This window comes from Roseateles sp. GW821-FHT03B02, assembly GCF_059421025.1.
On the sequence record NZ_JBWKUV010000006.1, the window covers coordinates 282609 to 297743 of the forward strand.

14 protein-coding genes are annotated in these 15135 nt (G+C 71.8%); 6 read left to right on the forward strand and 8 right to left on the reverse strand.

What is annotated here, in order from left to right:
- Window positions 1-89: 89 nt before the first annotated feature.
- Together cynS and AC07VX_RS17940 are read left to right on the forward strand one after the other, a co-directional pair.
- Window positions 90-533: a cyanase gene (cynS, locus tag AC07VX_RS17935; protein ID WP_493165548.1), complete on the forward strand. Its 444-nt coding sequence runs from the start codon at window positions 90-92 to the stop codon at window positions 531-533.
- A 105-nt stretch (window positions 534-638) separates the two neighbouring features.
- A complete protein-coding gene (locus AC07VX_RS17940) occupies window positions 639-1457 on the forward strand; it encodes a hypothetical protein (RefSeq protein WP_493165547.1) in 819 nt (272 codons plus the stop codon).
- Between the two features lie 4 nt (window positions 1458-1461).
- On the opposite strand, the gene AC07VX_RS17945 is transcribed toward AC07VX_RS17940, so the two are convergent.
- On the reverse strand, window positions 1462-1950 hold the full coding sequence (locus AC07VX_RS17945; protein WP_493165546.1) for an Lrp/AsnC family transcriptional regulator: 489 nt from the start codon (window positions 1948-1950) through the stop codon (window positions 1462-1464).
- Between the two features lie 72 nt (window positions 1951-2022).
- On the opposite strand from AC07VX_RS17945, the gene AC07VX_RS17950 reads away from it, so the two are divergent.
- The gene (locus tag AC07VX_RS17950) at window positions 2023-2988 is read left to right on the forward strand and encodes a DMT family transporter (RefSeq protein ID WP_493165545.1); all 966 of its coding nucleotides are present in this window, start codon (window positions 2023-2025) and stop codon (window positions 2986-2988) included.
- Here the strand turns inward: AC07VX_RS17950 and AC07VX_RS17955 are convergent.
- From AC07VX_RS17955 to AC07VX_RS17975, 5 genes are all read right to left on the reverse strand, one after another.
- On the reverse strand, window positions 2982-3926 hold the full coding sequence (locus AC07VX_RS17955) for a 2-hydroxyacid dehydrogenase (RefSeq protein ID WP_493165544.1): 945 nt from the start codon (window positions 3924-3926) through the stop codon (window positions 2982-2984). The genes AC07VX_RS17950 and AC07VX_RS17955 overlap by 7 nt on opposite strands.
- 14 nt (window positions 3927-3940) lie before the next feature.
- Window positions 3941-4861: an arginase gene (gene rocF, locus AC07VX_RS17960; protein WP_493165543.1), complete on the reverse strand. Its 921-nt coding sequence runs from the start codon at window positions 4859-4861 to the stop codon at window positions 3941-3943.
- On the reverse strand, window positions 4858-5736 hold the full coding sequence (locus AC07VX_RS17965; RefSeq protein WP_493165542.1) for an LOG family protein: 879 nt from the start codon (window positions 5734-5736) through the stop codon (window positions 4858-4860). Before AC07VX_RS17965 ends, rocF begins: the two co-directional genes overlap by 4 nt.
- A 67-nt stretch (window positions 5737-5803) precedes the next feature.
- Window positions 5804-6550, reverse strand: a complete 747-nt coding sequence (locus AC07VX_RS17970) for a HesA/MoeB/ThiF family protein (protein ID WP_493165541.1) — start codon at window positions 6548-6550, stop codon at window positions 5804-5806.
- A complete protein-coding gene (locus tag AC07VX_RS17975) occupies window positions 6547-7470 on the reverse strand; it encodes a LysR family transcriptional regulator (RefSeq protein ID WP_493165540.1) in 924 nt (307 codons plus the stop codon). The genes AC07VX_RS17970 and AC07VX_RS17975 overlap by 4 nt, the downstream gene beginning before the upstream one ends.
- Before the next feature lie 103 nt (window positions 7471-7573).
- Between AC07VX_RS17975 and AC07VX_RS17980 the strand changes: the two genes are divergently transcribed.
- On the forward strand, window positions 7574-8722 hold the full coding sequence (locus AC07VX_RS17980; protein ID WP_493165539.1) for an MFS transporter: 1149 nt from the start codon (window positions 7574-7576) through the stop codon (window positions 8720-8722).
- 59 nt (window positions 8723-8781) lie between these two features.
- Here the strand turns inward: AC07VX_RS17980 and AC07VX_RS17985 are convergent, their stop codons facing one another.
- Together AC07VX_RS17985 and AC07VX_RS17990 are read right to left on the reverse strand one after the other, a co-directional pair.
- Window positions 8782-10215 carry a S41 family peptidase gene (locus AC07VX_RS17985; RefSeq protein WP_493165538.1) on the reverse strand — a complete coding sequence of 478 codons (1434 nt, stop codon included), beginning with the start codon at window positions 10213-10215 and terminating at the stop codon, window positions 8782-8784.
- A 194-nt stretch (window positions 10216-10409) separates the two neighbouring features.
- Window positions 10410-11801, reverse strand: coding sequence for a metallophosphoesterase (locus AC07VX_RS17990; RefSeq protein WP_493165537.1), 1392 nt, complete (start codon window positions 11799-11801; stop codon window positions 10410-10412).
- A 93-nt stretch (window positions 11802-11894) separates the two neighbouring features.
- Between AC07VX_RS17990 and pelA the strand changes: the two genes are divergently transcribed.
- Both pelA and AC07VX_RS18000 read left to right on the forward strand, forming a co-directional pair.
- On the forward strand, window positions 11895-13190 hold the full coding sequence (gene pelA, locus AC07VX_RS17995) for a pectate lyase (RefSeq protein ID WP_493165536.1): 1296 nt from the start codon (window positions 11895-11897) through the stop codon (window positions 13188-13190).
- 64 nt (window positions 13191-13254) lie between these two features.
- Window positions 13255-15111, forward strand: coding sequence for a sensor domain-containing diguanylate cyclase (locus AC07VX_RS18000; RefSeq protein ID WP_493165535.1), 1857 nt, complete (start codon window positions 13255-13257; stop codon window positions 15109-15111).
- Window positions 15112-15135 lie beyond the last annotated feature (24 nt).

A 15135-nucleotide genomic window follows, 5' to 3' on the forward strand; every position in this document is an offset into this window, starting at 1 on the left:
GCCTGCCCGGGCCGCGCCACCTGCACCGCCTTGACCGGCGGCGCACCGCCGCGGTGCCGGGCTCTCCCCAAACTCGCCTGGAGCCCGCCATGAGCCGCCTCGACGTCACCGAAAAAATCATCGCCACCAAGGTCGCCAAGGGCCTCAAATGGGCCGACGTCGCCGCCGCCGTGGGGCTCAGCAAGGAGTGGGTCACGGCCGGCTGCCTGGGCCAGATGACCTTCGACGCCGCCCAGGCGGCCGTGCTCGCCCGGCTCTTCGACCTGACGGAGACCGAGGCGCAGTGGCTCCAGGTCGTGCCCTACAAGGGCAGCCTGCCGACCGCTGTGCCGGCCGACCCGCTGATCTACCGCTTCTACGAGCTGATCAGCGTCTACGGCACCACCTTCAAGGAGCTGATCCACGAGGAGTTCGGCGACGGCATCATGAGCGCCATCGACTTCAGGATGGACCTGCAGCGCGAGCCCAATGCCGCAGGCGACCGCGTCAGCATCGTCATGAGCGGCAAGTTCCTGCCCTACAAGACCTACTGAGCCCGGCTGGCCGTAGCGGCACTTGCGCAGATGCAAAGGGGCGGCGCGCGCCGGCTGGCGACAATGCCGGCTTTTCATCCGGCGCCAACGCGCCAAGAGACCGCCATGACGGCCGACGCCACCGCTTCGGGCAGCACGCACGCCCAGGACATCGCTGCCCAGTTCACCGCCGCCCGTGCCGCCGGCCGTGCCCTGCCGGCCTATCCCGGCACGCCGCCGGCCACGCTGGACCAGGCCTACGCGGTGCAGGCCGCGGCCATCGCCCGCTGGCCCGACGCGCTGGCCGGCTGGAAGGTGGCCCGCGTGGCCCCGGCCTTCGCCGCGCAGTTTCCGGAGGAGCGCCTGATCGGCCCGGTCTTCGCGGCCAACATCCACCGCCCCGCCGCCGGTCAGGCGGCGCAATGCCCGGTGTTCGAGGGTGGCTTCGCGGCCGTGGAGGCCGAGGTCGTCATCGTCGTGGCGCAGGACACGCCCGCCGGCAAGGCCGACTGGACGGCCGACACGGTGCTGCCCTTCGTCAAGTCCATGCACATCGGCGTGGAAGTGGCCAGCAGCCCGCTGGCCACGCTCAACGACATCGGCCCCGGCGCGGTCATCTCCGACTTCGGCAACAACTGGGGCGTGGTCGTCGGCGCCGAGATCCCGAACTGGCGCGAGCTGGAGACCCTGGCCGTCGAGACCTTCATCGATGGCCAGTCGGTCGGCACCGGCAAGGTCGCCATCAAGCCCGGCCCGCTGGGTGCGCTGGCCTTCACGCTGAACAAGCGCGCGGCCCAGGGCGCGGTGCTGCGCGCGGGCGACGTCATCTCCACCGGCATGATCACCGGCGTGCACGACATCCGTGCCGGTCAGCAGTCCCGCCACGTGTTCGACGGCGCGGGCGAGGTGACGGTGGACATCACGCGGGCGGTCGCCGGCGCCTGAACCGTCAGGGCACGACCAGGCCCGTGCCGGCCTTCACCCGGTCCAGCGCGATCAGCGAGCGGTAGCTCTTCACCGACTCGTTCTCGGCGAACAGGCGCCGCGTGAGGCGCTCGTAGCTGCGCATGTCGGCCGTGAGGATGATCAGCACGAAGCTGATGCCGCCGGTCACGTAGAAGCACTGCTGCACCTCGGGCGCGTCGCGGAACAGCGCCTTGGCACGGTCCACCGTGACGGCGTTCTCGTCGTGCAGCTGCACCTCCACGATGGACGTGATGGTGACGCCGACTGCATCCGGGTCGACCAGCGCCACATTGCCGGCAATGACGCCGGCCGTCTCCATCGCCGCGATGCGCCGCTGGACGGCCGCGGCCGACAGGTGCACCGCGTCCGCAATGCTGCGCTGCGGCGTCTTGTTGTCGCGCTGCAGCAGCTCGAGGATGGCGCGGTCCTGCCGGTCCAGCGCGAAATCGTCACTGCGGGGTTTGCGGGGCATGGCGAGTTTTTGTTGCGTTCAGCTGCGAAAACTAGAGCGCAATGATTGCATGGGCGCAAATAAAGTGCGCCGATGACTTCGATCACGACAGCCGGCCCCGCCGGCGCGCTGCACGGCGACCGGCTCGCCGGTCTGGCCTGCGGCATGGGGGCGGGGGCGCTGTGGGGGCTGGTGTTTCTCGCGCCCCAGCTGGTGGGCGACTTCAGCCCGTTGCTGCTGACGCTGGGCCGCTACTTCTGCTACGGCCTGATCGCGCTGGCCTTGCTGGCCTGGCGCTGGCGCTCGGTGGTGGCGCGCGTGTCGCGGCGCCAGTGGCTGAGCCTGGCCTGGCTCGCGCTGGCCGGCAACACGCTGTACTACCTGCTGCTGTCGGAGGCCGTGCAAAGTGGTGGCATCGCGATGACGTCGCTGGTGATGGGTTTCCTGCCCATCGCCGTCACTCTCATCGGCAGCCGGGACCACGGGGCCGTGCCGCTGGCGCGGCTGCTGCCGTCGCTGGCGCTGTGCGCCGTGGGCGTGACCTGCATCGGCTGGCAGGCCATCGCCCAGCCGGCCGCGGGCTCGCTGGGCCGGCAGCTGTTCGGCCTGGCCTGCGCGGTCGGTGCGCTGGTCTCCTGGACAGCCTATGCCGTGGGCAATGCGCGGGCCCTGCATAGGCTGGGCGGGGTGACGCCGCATGAATGGAACCTGCTGATCGGCATCGTCACGGGCGCGCAAAGCCTGCTGCTGCTGCCGGTGGCGCTGCTCACGGGCACGGCCGGGCACGGCGCGGCGGCCTGGGCCTGGCTGGGGGCGGTGTCCATGGGGCTGGCCGTGCTCGCGTCCATGGCCGGCAATGCCTTGTGGAACCGCATGAGCCAGTTGCTGCCGCTGACGCTGGTGGGCCAGATGATCCTGTTCGAGACGCTGTTCGCGCTGCTCTACGGCCTGCTGTGGGAGCGCCGGCTGCCGACGCTGCTGGAGGCGGCGGCGCTGGCGGCCGTGGTGCTGAGCGTGCTGTCCTGCCTCAAGGCGCACCAGCCGGCGCGGCCTCAGTAGCCGCGACTGCGGTCGACGCCTGCGGGTATTTCGCCGCTGCGCCGGTACCGGGCAATGTTCGCCGCGACGATGGCCGACGCCGTGGCGCGGTCGGTGGGCCCGGACACATGGGGCAGCACCGTCACGTCCGGATGGCTCCAGTGCCAGCTGTGCGCCGGCAGGGGCTCGGTGGCGAACACGTCGAGCACCGCGTGCCGCAGGGCGCCGCGGTCCAGGGCGCGCCTGAGGGCCTGGTCATCCACGATGGGCCCGCGGGCGAAGTTGATCACCGAGGCCTGGGGGCGCATCAGGCCCAGCGCCGTGTCGTCCAGCAGGCCGCGGGTCTGGTCGGTCAGCGGCAGCAGGCAGACGAGGATGTCCGTGCCGGCGAGCAGCGCGGCGAGCCCTGCGGAGCCCGAATGGCAGGTCACGCCGTCCAGGGCCTTGGGCGTGCGGCTCCAGCCCTGCACCGCGAAGCCGGCGTCGCGCAGGCGACGGGCGGCCGCTTCGCCCAGGGCGCCCAGGCCCAGCAGGCCCACGCTGCGGTCCTCGGGCCGCACGTAGTCCAGCGGGCGCCACTGGCGGTCCCGCTGCTGGCGGGCGTAGGCCGGCATGTCGCGGTGCAGGTAGAGCGTCCAGGCGAGCACGGCTTCCGCCATGGTCTGCGCGAGCCGCGGGTCGACGAGCCGGACGATCTTCAGGTCCGTGTCCGCGAGGTCGGTCACCAGGCGCTCGACGCCGGCCCAGACGCTGTGCACCCATTGCAGTTGCGGCAGGCTGCGCAGGTCCTGGGGCTGCGGGTTGGCGACGACGGCCACGCGGCAGGCCTGCCGTGCCGCGTCGTCCATTTCCGCCAGCGGCACGACCGTCTCGCCCGGCATGGCCTGTCGCAGGGCGCTCAACCAGTCGGCGGTGGACGGATCGCCTGGGCGGGCGACGAAGGGCAGCACGGCCTTCACGGCGCGGGCCCGGCCTATTTGCGCATCAGCGTGGACTTGCCGAACAGGGACTCGATCAGGTCCACCGCCACCAGCGCGGTGCGGTTCTTCTCGTCCAGCGCCGGGTTCAGCTCCATCAGGTCCATGGAGGCCATGCGGCCGGTGTCGGCAATCATCTCCATGCAGAGGTGGGCCTCGCGGTAGGTCGGGCCGCCGCTGACCGTGGTGCCGACGCCGGGCGCCATCACCGGGTCGAGGAAGTCCACGTCGAAGCTGACGTGCAGATGGGTGTTGTCATCCAGCGTGGCCAGGGCCAGCTCCATCGTGTGACGCATGCCCATCTCGTCGATGAAGCGCATGTCGAAGACCTCCAGGTCCTGCTCGTGCACGAAGCGGCGCTCGCCTTCGTCGACGCTGCGGATGCCGATCTGGCGCACCCACTTGGGCGAGATGGCCGGCACGTGGCCCCCGATCTCGATCAGGGCCTTGGGGCCGAAGCCACACAGGCAGGCCACCGGCATGCCGTGGATGTTGCCGCTGGGCGTGAGCTCGCTGGTGTTGAAGTCGGCATGCGCGTCCAGCCACAGCACGCGCAGCTTCTTGCCTGTGTCGCGGCAGTGGCGGGCCACGGCGCTGATGGAGCCCAGGCCCAGGCAGTGGTCGCCACCCAGCAGGATGGGCATGCGGCCGGTCTTGAGCTCGGCGTAGACGGCGTCGTGCACGGTCTGGTTCCAGGCGACGACCTCGTTCAGGTGGCGGTAGCCGTCTGTGGGCGGCAGCCACGGGTTGGCCGGGCCGCTCAGGTTGCCGCGGTCGACGACGTCCACGCCGCGGGCGCGCAGCGCTTCGGCCAGGCCGGCCACGCGCATGGCCTCGGGGCCCATGCTGGCGCCGCGCGCGCCGGCGCCGATGTCGGTGGGGGCGCCGATGAGGGAGACGTTTCTCAGTTTGGTCATAGCGTGGGGCTGGAGGCGAGTTCGTATTCGGTTTCGAGCGCGGCCCAGGCTTCTTCGGCCGTCTCGACGTAGCGGAACAGCTGCTCGTCGCCGGCGGCGATCATGCCGGTCTCGATCAGCAGCTCGAAGTTGATGAGCCGGCTCCAGAACTCGCGGCCGAACAGCAGGATGGGACGGCGGCGGCTCTTGCCGGTCTGGATCAGGGTCAGCGTCTCGAAGAGCTCGTCCAGCGTGCCGAAACCGCCGGGGAAGCACACCAGCGCCACGGAGCGCATCAGAAAATGCATCTTGCGCAGCGCGAAGTAGTGGAAGCGGAAGCACAGCTCCGGCGTGATGTAGGGGTTGGGCCGCTGCTCGTGCGGCAGCACGATGTTCAGTCCCGCGCTCTTGCCGCCGGCCTCGAAGGCGCCGCGGTTGCCGGCCTCCATGATGCCGGGGCCGCCGCCGGTGACGACGACGATGGGCTCGCCGCGCGCGGCCGAGCCGTCGGTGATGAGCTGGCCGAGCCGGCGCGCCTCCTCGTAGTAGCGGCTCATGTCGAGCTGCATGCGGGTGCGGCGGATTGCCTGCGGGTCGCGGCCGGCCTCGGCCTCGGCCACGCGCTGCTCGGCCACCTCGCGCGGCAGGATCCTGGCGCTGCCGAAGATGACGACGGTGCTGCGCACCCCCTGCTCGGTGAGCTGCAACTCGGGCTTGAGCAATTCCAGCTGCATGCGCACCGGCCGCATGTCGTCGCGCAGCAGGAAGGCCTCGTCCTTGAAGGCCAGCTCGTAGGCACTGCCGGGGCCGTCGTAGTTGGGATGGGGGGGCAGGGCTTCGCACTCGTCCTTGGCAGACGGGAAGTTGCGGGCGGTCAGGTCGAGGCGGCGATTCATGGGCGGGCGGAATTGTGCGCAGGGCGGCGCTGGATTTTGTGGCGTCTTGCCGGGGGTCGGCTGGATTTCAATCGCCGCAGATGCTGCAGCCGGGGTCGCGCTGCAGCGCGATCTCGCTCCACTGCATGCGCCGGCCGTCCAGCATCAGCAGCCGCCCGGCCAGCGGCTCGCCGATGCCGGCCAGCAGCTTGAGCGCCTCGGCGGCCTGCATGCTGCCGACGATGCCCACCAGCGGCGCGAACACGCCCATGGTCGAGCAGGCCACGTCCTCGAAGCCGGACTCGGGCGGGAACAGGCAGGCGTAGCAGGGCCGCTCGCGCGAGCGGCTGTCATAGACACTGATCTGGCCGTCGAAGCCGATGGCCGCGCCGGACACCAGCGGCCGGGCGTGCCGCACGCAGGCCGCGTTGACGAGGTGGCGGGTGGCGAAGTTGTCGGTGCAGTCGATGACGACGTCGGCCTCGGGAACTTCGAGATCGAGCAGTTCCGCGTCGGCCCGGGTGGTCAATGCGCGGACCCGGACATTGGGGTTCAGCGCAGCCATGCGGATGGCGGCCGACTCGACCTTGAGCCGGTCCAGGCTGCCCATGTCGTGGGCGATCTGGCGCTGCAGGTTGGTGAGGGACACGGTGTCATGGTCCACCAGCGTGATGCGGCCGACACCGGCCGAGGCGAGGTACAGGGCCACCGGCGAGCCCAGGCCGCCGGCGCCGATGACCAGCGCGCGGGCGTCGAGCAGGCGCTGCTGACCCTCGATGCCGATCTCGTCGAGCATCAGGTGGCGGGAGTAGCGCAGCAGGTCGTCGTCGTTCATGGCGGGGAGGATAGATCGGGCCACAGCGGTTCGCACATGCTGCGCCGCATGGCCTCGATGAAGTAGCGCAGCCGCGCCGAAGGCGCCGGCGGGTTGGGGTAGAGCAGGTGCACCGGCAGGGCCGGGCCGCGCCAGCGCGGCAGCAGGTGCACGAGGCGGCCTTCGGCGATGTCCTGCTGCACGGCCCAGCCCGACAGCAGCGCCGCGCCCAGCCCCAGCCGCGCGGCCTCGCGCGTCGCGTACAGGCTGTCGGTCGCCAGCACGGGGCGGATGGGCAGGCGCTGGCGCACGCCGTCGTCGCGCTCCAGCTGCAGCTCCTGGCGGTAGAAGGTCGAGATGGCGATCCAGGGCAGGCCGGCCAGCGCGTCGGGCTCGTCGAAGCTGCGCCCGGCCAGCAGCGCGGGCGCGGCCACCAGCACGCGCGGCACGCGCGCCAGCGGGATGGCCACGACGGCCCCCTCGGCCCGGCCACCGACGCGGATGGCGCAGTCCAGCCCCTGCTCGATGAAGTTGGGCGCCGCGTCGTTGAGCAGCCAGTCCACGCGCAGGCCGGGGGCCTCCTTCAGCGCGCGCACCAGCGGCGCGATCAGGTGTTCCTGGCCGAAGGCGTGGGGCACCTGCACCCGCAGCAGGCCCTGCGGCCGCGCGGGCTCGGCGCGCAGGGAATGCTCGAAATCCTCCCACTCGGCGGCCAGGGCCTTGGCGCGCGCCAGGGCGCGCTCGCCGATGTCGGTCAGGCGCAGCGCATGGGTGGAGCGCTGGATCAGCGGCTGGCCGAACTGCTGCTCCAGCGCCTGCAGCCGCCGGCTGACGGTGGGCTGGGTCGTGCCGAGCTGGCGCGCCGCGGCGGAAAGGCTGCCGGCCTCGACGATGCGGATGAAGGTCTGCATCAGCAGCAGGCGGTCCGAGGTGGTGCTCATGCGTGTAGCGTATGGCAGTCAGTCGGGCTCTGCGTCTAGCGGGGGGATTCGGGCCTAGCCACACTGCCGGCCGATGAAGTCGATTCCCACCTTGAGCCCGCCAATGACCCCGCTCAGCCCCGCGCTGACGCTGCTTCTGGCCACGGCCACCGGCCTGGCCGTGGCGTCCATCTACTACGTGCAGCCGCTGCTGGGCCTGCTGGCCGGTCAGTTTGGCGTCGGCAGCGCCGCCATCGGCCTGCTGCCCACGCTGACCCAGCTCGGCTATGCGGCGGCCATCCTGCTGCTGTCGCCGCTGGGCGACCGGTTCGATCGGCGCCGCATCATCGTGGTCAAGGCGGTGACGCTGGTGACGGCGCTGGCCTGTGCCGCGGCGGCACCCGGCTTCGTGCCGCTGTGCATCGCCAGCGTGGCCATCGGCCTGACGGCCACGCTGGCCCAGGACCTGGTACCCGCCGCCGCCACGCTGGCCCCCGAGGCCGAGCGCGGCAAGCGGGTCGGCCAGGTCATGACCGGGCTGCTGCTGGGCATTCTGCTGTCGCGCGTGGCGGCCGGGGCGCTCGCCGCCGTGGCTGGCTGGCGAGCGGTCTATGCGAGCGCTGCGGTCGCGGTGGCGCTGCTGATCCCGCTGCTGTGGCGCGGCCTGCCGCGCTTCGTGCCGGCCACCCAGGCGGGGTATGGCTCGCTGCTGGCGTCCATGGGCCGGCTGTGGCTGCAGCACGCGCCGCTGCGGCGCGCAGCGCTGGCCCAGGGCCTGCTGTCGGTTGCCTTCAGCGCATTCTGGTCGACGCTGGCCCTGGTGCTGGCCGGGCCGGAGTTTGGCCAGGGCAGCGCCGTGGCCGGTGCCTTCGGCCTGGCCGGGGCGGCGGGGGCGCTGGCGGCACCGCTGGCCGGCGGCATGGCGGACCGGCGCGGGCCGCAGGCGGTCATCCGCGTCGCGGCGCTGCTGGTCTTCCTCTCATTCGCGGTGCAGGCGCTCGCGCCGGCCTCGCTGTGGCTGCTGGTGGCCGTGGCCGTGGTGTTCGACCTGGGCGTGCAGGCGGCGCTGGTGTCGCACCAGAGCGTCGTCTACAGCCTGGACCCGGCCTCGCGCAGCCGGCTCAATGCGGTGCTTGTCAGCTCGATGTTCGTTGGCATGGCCAGCGGCGCGGCGCTGGGTTCGGCCCTGCTGGCGGCCTGGGGCTGGCGGGCCGTGCCTGCGCTGGGCGCCGCCGCGGCGCTGGGAGCGCTGGTCATCGCGCGCTCGCGCTGAGCCAAAAAAAAGCGGGCCTCTTGCGAGGCCCGTTGTGCTTGATGAATGGAGCTACCGGCTTATGGGTTGGTCTTCGCTTCAGCCTTGCGTTCCAGTGCCGTCTTCGACGCAATCACCGGCTGACCCTTGAGCTGGTTCAGGGCCTGGACCAGCGGAAAGTCTTCAGTCGAACCGAATTCGGGCAGGGGCTTGGGCGGCTCGGCGCGCTTGGCGTACTCGGCTTCCAGCTTGGCGCGGGCTTCCTCGCGGGCCTTGGTGCGGGCCTCGTTGTCCTCGGGGCCGTTGTTCAGGTGCTTCTCGAGGTCGGCTTCGCGGGTGCGCAGCGCGGCGAACACATTGCCCTCGGCGGTCTCGTCCAGCATCACGTCTGGCACGATGCCCTTGGCCTGGATTGAGCGGCCGCTGGGCGTGTAGTAGCGGGCCGTGGTGATCTTCAGCGCCGTCTCGGGGCCGAGCTGGCGCACGGTCTGCACCGAGCCCTTGCCGAAGGTCTGGGCGCCCATGACCGTGGCGCGGTGGTGGTCCTGCAGCGCGCCGGCGACGATCTCGCTGGCGCTGGCCGAGCCCTCGTTGACGAGCACCACCAGTGGCACGTTCTTCAGTGCGGCGGGCAGGCGCTTGATGGGGTCGTCGCTGCTGCGGCGGCGGTAGTCGTCCGGCGAGGCCTTGTAGGTGGCCTGCTGGTCGGCGAGCTGGCCCTTGGTGGACACGACCTCGACGTCCCTGGGCAGGAAGGCTGCGGAGATGGCGATGGCGCCGTCCAGCAGGCCGCCCGGGTCGTTGCGCAGATCCAGCACCAGGCCCTTGAGGTGGGGGTCCTGCTTGTAGATCTCTTCGAGCTTCTTGGCGAAGTCGTCGACGGTGCGGTCCTGGAACTGGCTGACGCGGATCCAGGCATAGCCCGGCTCGATGACCTTGGCGCGCACGCTCTGGACCTTGATCTCCTCGCGGACGATGGTCACCGGGAAGCTGCGGTTCTCGGCCTTGCGGTAGATGGTGAGGCTGACCTTGGTGGCCGGCTCGCCGCGCATCTTCTTGACAGCCTGGTCGATGGTCATGCCGCGCACGGCGGTGTCGTCGATCTTGCTGATCAGGTCGCCGCTCTTCAGGCCGGCGCGGAAGGCCGGAGAGCCCTCGATCGGGGAGACGATCTTGACCAGGCCGTCTTCCATGCCGATCTCGATGCCGACACCGACGAACTTGCCGGTCGTGCCTTCACGGAATTCCTTGAAGGTCTTCTTGTCGAAGAACTGGGAGTGGGGGTCCAGCCCGGACACCATGCCGGCTATGGCGTCGTTGATCAGCTTTTTCTCGTCGACCGGCTCGACGTAGTCGCTCTTGACGATGCCGAAGACGGCGGCGAGCTGCTGCATCTCATCCAGGGGCAGGGGCGACAGGCTGCTGCGCGCGTTGGCCTGGAGTTGCATCGTGGTGAGCGCACCCGCGACGGCGCCGAGGGCAACCCATCCGGCGACTTTCAATTTGGAGCTCATGAGGCCGAGTCCTGTATCAACGAGGTCCTGCCGAAAACAGCTTGACAGGTGCCCCGAGTGTAGCGGCGGGGTCTCGGGCGGATTGCCGATTTACCCTGCGGAAACCCTTCAAATCGGGCATGCAGTGACGAAATGCGCGTGGGGTGTTCCGTGCCGAAAGTCAGTTCCCGGCCCGTCGTTGCCGGGCGCGCCCGTCAGCAGCTCAGCTTCTGGCCGGCGAGGCTGCAGCTGGCCACGGGTTGGCCCAGCGCGTTGAAGGCCTGCAGCTGCCAGCCCTCGGGCGTGGCAGTCAGCAGCGTCAGGCCGTACTCGGTGTGGCTCTGGAAGGTCTCCAGCCGCACGCCCGGCAGGGGCTGGGCATGCAGTGCCGCCGCCGCGTTGACGCGGCCCGATGCCGCCGAGCCGCCGTTGCCGATGACGAGGCTGGCGGGCTGGTTGCTGGCGAAGCCCAGCGCCTCGTGGATGTGCAGGTGGCCCGCCAGCGTGGCCTGCACGCCGGGCGGGAAGAGGCGCTGGCCGGCGGCGTCCTGCAGCAGCGGCGTGAGGCCCGAGCGGGCCGGGGTGGGCACGCCGAGCGGGCTGGGGCTGAAGGCCAGGCTGGGGTGGTGGCTCAGGAAAAGGCTCTGTGCCCGGTCGCCCGCCAGCGCGGCCACGCGGTCGAGCTGCTGGCGCCAGCGCGTCCAGGCCGGCGAGCCGCGTGCCGGCGCGCGGCCGCCGACCTGGGCGGAGTCGAACACGATGAGCTGGCTGCGCGGGGACAGCGGCACGGCGAAGGGCGCCGTGAAGTCGCCCTCGTTGACCCGGTCCGCGGCGGCCGTCTCGGCCTCACAGGCGCGTGCGGCCCCGGTGCCGGCGTCCAGGTAGCGCAGCCAGCCCTGGCCGGCGCGGTTGCAGGCCTCGTGGTTGCCGCGCACGAAGACCCAGGGCGCGGCGGCCAGCAGCGCTCGGGCGGGGTGGAAGAAGTCGGCCTGCCAGCTGTCGTCGCCATAGCCCCAGGGGCTGCCGGCGCAGCCGGCCATGCCGGCCGGGCAGGGGCTTTCGCGGTAGTGGTAGTCGCCGACGTGGATGACCAGGTCGGGCCGGAGCTTGAGCGCCTGGGCCAGCACGCGCGGGAAGGGCCAGCCATAGGCGTCGTTGCAGGGCTGGAAGTCGCGGTCGGAGGCCTTGAGCCGGCAGCCGGTGTCGCCGATGACGACGATGCGCAGCAGCTCGGCGGCCGGCGCGTTCAGCGTGAGGGCGCCGAGCTGCACGCTGTCGGCGCCGGCCGGCCAGGCGGCCTCGCAGGCGCGCAGCGTGAAGCGGGTGGGCTTGTGCTCGGGCTGGGTGTTGCCGGGCGGCGGCGGCTCGTCGCCCGGGGCGCTGCGCTCCTGCATGGCCGTGCTGCCGCCCGTCCAGTGCAGCGCGGGGCATTCGGCGTCGTCGGTCAGCGCGCGCACGGCCCAGCCGGGGCCGGCGACGGCCTGCACCCAGGCCTGCTGAAGGCCGGCGCGCACGGGCGGGGGCGCAGCGGGCGGCAGCGGCGGGGCGGCACAGCCCGCCAGCGTCAGCAGGGCGGCCAGCAAGGAAAAACGCGCACGATGAGTCATGTGTCGATCAACTGTGTGAGCGGCGCGAGATTAGCGCCGTCCAGGCGCGGCTGAGCCGGTAGATTGCCGGCCACCCCCAATCCACCCTTCGCCATGCCAGTTTCCCGCTGCCTTGTCCTGCTCGCCCTGGCCGCCTCGTCGGCGGTTCCTGCCGCCCGGATCGGCACCATCCCGCCGGCCCAGGCCCTGACCGCCGAGCGCGTTGCGGCCCTGCCTGCCGCGGACAGGGCCCCATGGGCGGCCTACCTGGCCCGCTCCGACGCCCAGGCTGCGGCAGATCGCGCGACGCTGGCCGCCGAGCGCCAAGGCATGGCGAACTGGCCCGCGCCGCCCGAGGGCGGCCATGGCGAAGCCAGCATGCCGCTGGACAAGCCGGCCGCCTGGTACGGCAGCGAGGCGGCGCTGCTGGTGGCGCGCAACATGCTGAGCTTCCAGACCCCTGCCGGTGGCTGGGGCAAGAACCAGCCGCGCGACCGGGCGCCACGCCAGAAGGGCCAGGCCTTCGTCGCCGACAACAGCAACAAGCGGGCGACGCCGGGCGACTACGACGCGGCCCGGGATGAGCAGTGGAGCTACGTCGGCACCATCGACAACGACGCGACCATCACCGAGATACGGTTCCTCGCCCGGGTGGGCGCGCAGCAGCCGGGCGAGGCCGGCAGCACCTGCCGGCAGGCCGCCGAGCGCGGGCTGCGCTACCTGCTGGCGGCGCAGTTCCCGAACGGCGGCTGGCCCCAGGTCTGGCCGCTGCAGGGCGGCTACCACGACGCCATCACGCTGAACGACAACGCGCTGGTCGAGGTCGCCGAACTGATGGGCTGGGCCGCGCGGGGCGAGGCGGCGCTGGACTTCCTGCCGGCCGATCTCAAGGCCGCCGCCGCCGCGGCGCAGGACCGCGCCGTGCAGCTGCTGCTGGCGACGCAGATCCGCGTGGACGGCAGGCTCACGCTCTGGGCGCAGCAGCACGACGCGCTGACGCTGGCGCCGGCCTCGGCCCGCAACTACGAGCCGCCGGCGCTCAGCAGCGGCGAGAGCGCCAGGGCGCTGGAGTTCCTGATGAGCCTGCCGCAGCCGTCGCCGGCCGTCGTGCAGGCCGTACAGGCGGGCATCGCGACGCTGCGCACGCTGGCCGTGCGCGATCGCGCCTTCGTCAAGGTGGATGGCGAGCGCCGGCTGGTGGCGCAGCCCGGCGCCGGCCCGCTGTGGGCACGCTACTACGACCCCGCCACGCTCAAGCCCGTGTTCGGTGACCGCGACAAGAGCCTGCACGACGACGTCAACGACATCAGCGCCGAGCGCCGCAACGGCTACGCCTGGTGGGGCACCTGGCCGGTGAAGACGCTGGCGGCCTACGAGGCCTGGGCAGCGAAGCGGAACGGCCGGCCCTAGATCCGGGCGGCCGCTGCCGCGCCCGGCCGTAACATGAAAACCCGGCCCTCTCGCCGCGTCCTTCATGCCCTCCCAGCGCAGCTTCCGCCAGTTCCAACGCCTGCTCGTCGCCGGCAACCTGATCGCACTGGCACTGCTGGCCGGCACGGTGCTGCTGGCCCTGCGCAGCAGCCGCGCGGCCCACACGGACAGGGCGCGCCAGACCGTCGAGAACCTGGCGCGCTCCGTGAGCCAGAACGTGCAGGCCGAGATCCGCCAGATCGACAGCACACTGGTCTCCACCATCCAGGAGCTGAGCCGCCTGCATCCCGACGGGCCCCTGGATGTCGGTGCGGCGCGCGCCATCATCGAAGGCCGGCGCAGCCTGCTGCCCGAAGTGGACGGGCTGCGCATCACCGATGCCGAGGGCCGGGTGCTGACCAGCGACACGGCCGCGCCGGTGTCGGTGGGTGACCGTCCCTATTTCGCGCAGGCCCGCGCGCGGCCCGACGAGCTGGCGCTGTCCGAGCCGCTGATGAGCCGCGTCACGGGGCGCTGGAGCCTGGTGCTGGCGCGCGCCTGGCGGGGCGGCGACGGGCGCTTTCTCGGCGTGGTCTACGCGGTGCTGTCGTCCGAGCATTTCATCGACCGCTTCGAGGCCGTGGCGCGCAGCACGCGGGGCGCCGTGGCCTTGCGCACGGACGGGCTCAACCTCGTCGCCCGCTACGTGCCCGGCGCCACCGACCGCCTGGCCGGCGTCGGCAGCAACAAGATCTCGGCGGAGCTCAGCGACGTGCTGACCCACCGGCGCGAGAGCGGCTTCTACGTCACGCGCACGGTGCTGGACGGCATCGAGCGGGCCTCGGCCTACCAGCGCGTGGCCGGCTATCCGCTGACGGTGGTGGTGGGCCTGGACACCGAGGACTTCTATGGCCCCTGGCGGCGCGAGGCCGTGCGGCTGGGCTTGCTCAGCGGCCTGCTGGGCCTGCTTGTCGTGACGCTGTCGGCCCTGGTGATGGTGCGCCAGCGCGACCTGCTGCGCGCCCAGGCCACCTCGGCCCAGCTGGCCGCCGAGCAGCAGGCCATGCTGGACAACGAGATCGTCGGCATCGCCAAGGCGCTTGACCGCGTGACCGTCTGGCACAACCGGGCGCTGGCCCGCATGCTGGGGTATGAGCCGGGCGGACTGGTCGGGCGGCCCACGCGGGAGGTCTATGCCGACGAGGCCGATTACGAGCGCGTCGGCCGGGCCTACGCGGGCCTGACCGAGGGAAGTCAGTACCGCACCGAGCTGCAGATGCGGCGCACGGACGGCAGCCTGGTCTGGATCGACCTCAGCGGCGTGCACCTGCCGGACGGGCAGTCGATGTGGGTCATGGTGGACATCTCGCGGGTGAAGGCCAGCGAGGCCGAGGCCGAGCACCGGGCGGGCCACGACGAGCTGACCGGCCTGCCCAACCGCAGCCAGCTGGCGCCGGCGCTGACCGAGGCGATCCGGCAGGCGCGTCAGAGCGGGCAGAAGCTGGCCGTGGCCTTCGTCGATCTCGACGGCTTCAAGGCGGTCAACGACGAGCTGGGCCACGAAGCCGGTGACGCCCTGCTGCGCGAGGTGGCACGTCGCATCGGCAAGGGCACGCGTGCCGAGGATCTGGCGGCTCGAATCGGCGGCGACGAATTCGTCGTCGTGCTGACGGGCGTCAGCCGGCGGGAGGATGTCGAGCCCGTGCTGGCCCGCATGCTGCAGGCGCTGGAGGCGCCCGTGGTGCTGCCGGGCGGTGCGAGCGTGGCCGTGGGCGCCAGCGTGGGCGTGGCGTTGTGGCCCGACGACGGCCTGCAGGCCGAGGAGCTGATGACCCGCGCCGACCAGGCCATGTACAGGGCCAAGCGTGCCGGCAAGCACCGCATCGAGTTCAGCACGCCGTCTTCAGGGGCTGGCCCGTGATGCTGCCCGCGGCGGGCGGGCAGC

Coding starts and splice junctions, on each gene's coding strand:
- AC07VX_RS17965 (WP_493165542.1), bottom strand. CDS start 5,736: ATGAATCGCCGCCTCGACCTGACCGCCCGCAACTTCCCGTCTGCCAAG.
- AC07VX_RS17940 (WP_493165547.1), top strand. CDS start 639: ATGACGGCCGACGCCACCGCTTCGGGCAGCACGCACGCCCAGGACATC.
- AC07VX_RS17980 (WP_493165539.1), top strand. CDS start 7,574: ATGACCCCGCTCAGCCCCGCGCTGACGCTGCTTCTGGCCACGGCCACC.
- AC07VX_RS17985 (WP_493165538.1), bottom strand. CDS start 10,215: ATGAGCTCCAAATTGAAAGTCGCCGGATGGGTTGCCCTCGGCGCCGTC.
- AC07VX_RS17970 (WP_493165541.1), bottom strand. CDS start 6,550: ATGAACGACGACGACCTGCTGCGCTACTCCCGCCACCTGATGCTCGAC.
- AC07VX_RS17990 (WP_493165537.1), bottom strand. CDS start 11,801: ATGACTCATCGTGCGCGTTTTTCCTTGCTGGCCGCCCTGCTGACGCTG.
- AC07VX_RS17945 (WP_493165546.1), bottom strand. CDS start 1,950: ATGCCCCGCAAACCCCGCAGTGACGATTTCGCGCTGGACCGGCAGGAC.
- rocF (WP_493165543.1), bottom strand. CDS start 4,861: ATGACCAAACTGAGAAACGTCTCCCTCATCGGCGCCCCCACCGACATC.
- cynS (WP_493165548.1), top strand. CDS start 90: ATGAGCCGCCTCGACGTCACCGAAAAAATCATCGCCACCAAGGTCGCC.
- pelA (WP_493165536.1), top strand. CDS start 11,895: ATGCCAGTTTCCCGCTGCCTTGTCCTGCTCGCCCTGGCCGCCTCGTCG.
- AC07VX_RS17950 (WP_493165545.1), top strand. CDS start 2,023: ATGACTTCGATCACGACAGCCGGCCCCGCCGGCGCGCTGCACGGCGAC.
- AC07VX_RS18000 (WP_493165535.1), top strand. CDS start 13,255: ATGCCCTCCCAGCGCAGCTTCCGCCAGTTCCAACGCCTGCTCGTCGCC.
- AC07VX_RS17975 (WP_493165540.1), bottom strand. CDS start 7,470: ATGAGCACCACCTCGGACCGCCTGCTGCTGATGCAGACCTTCATCCGC.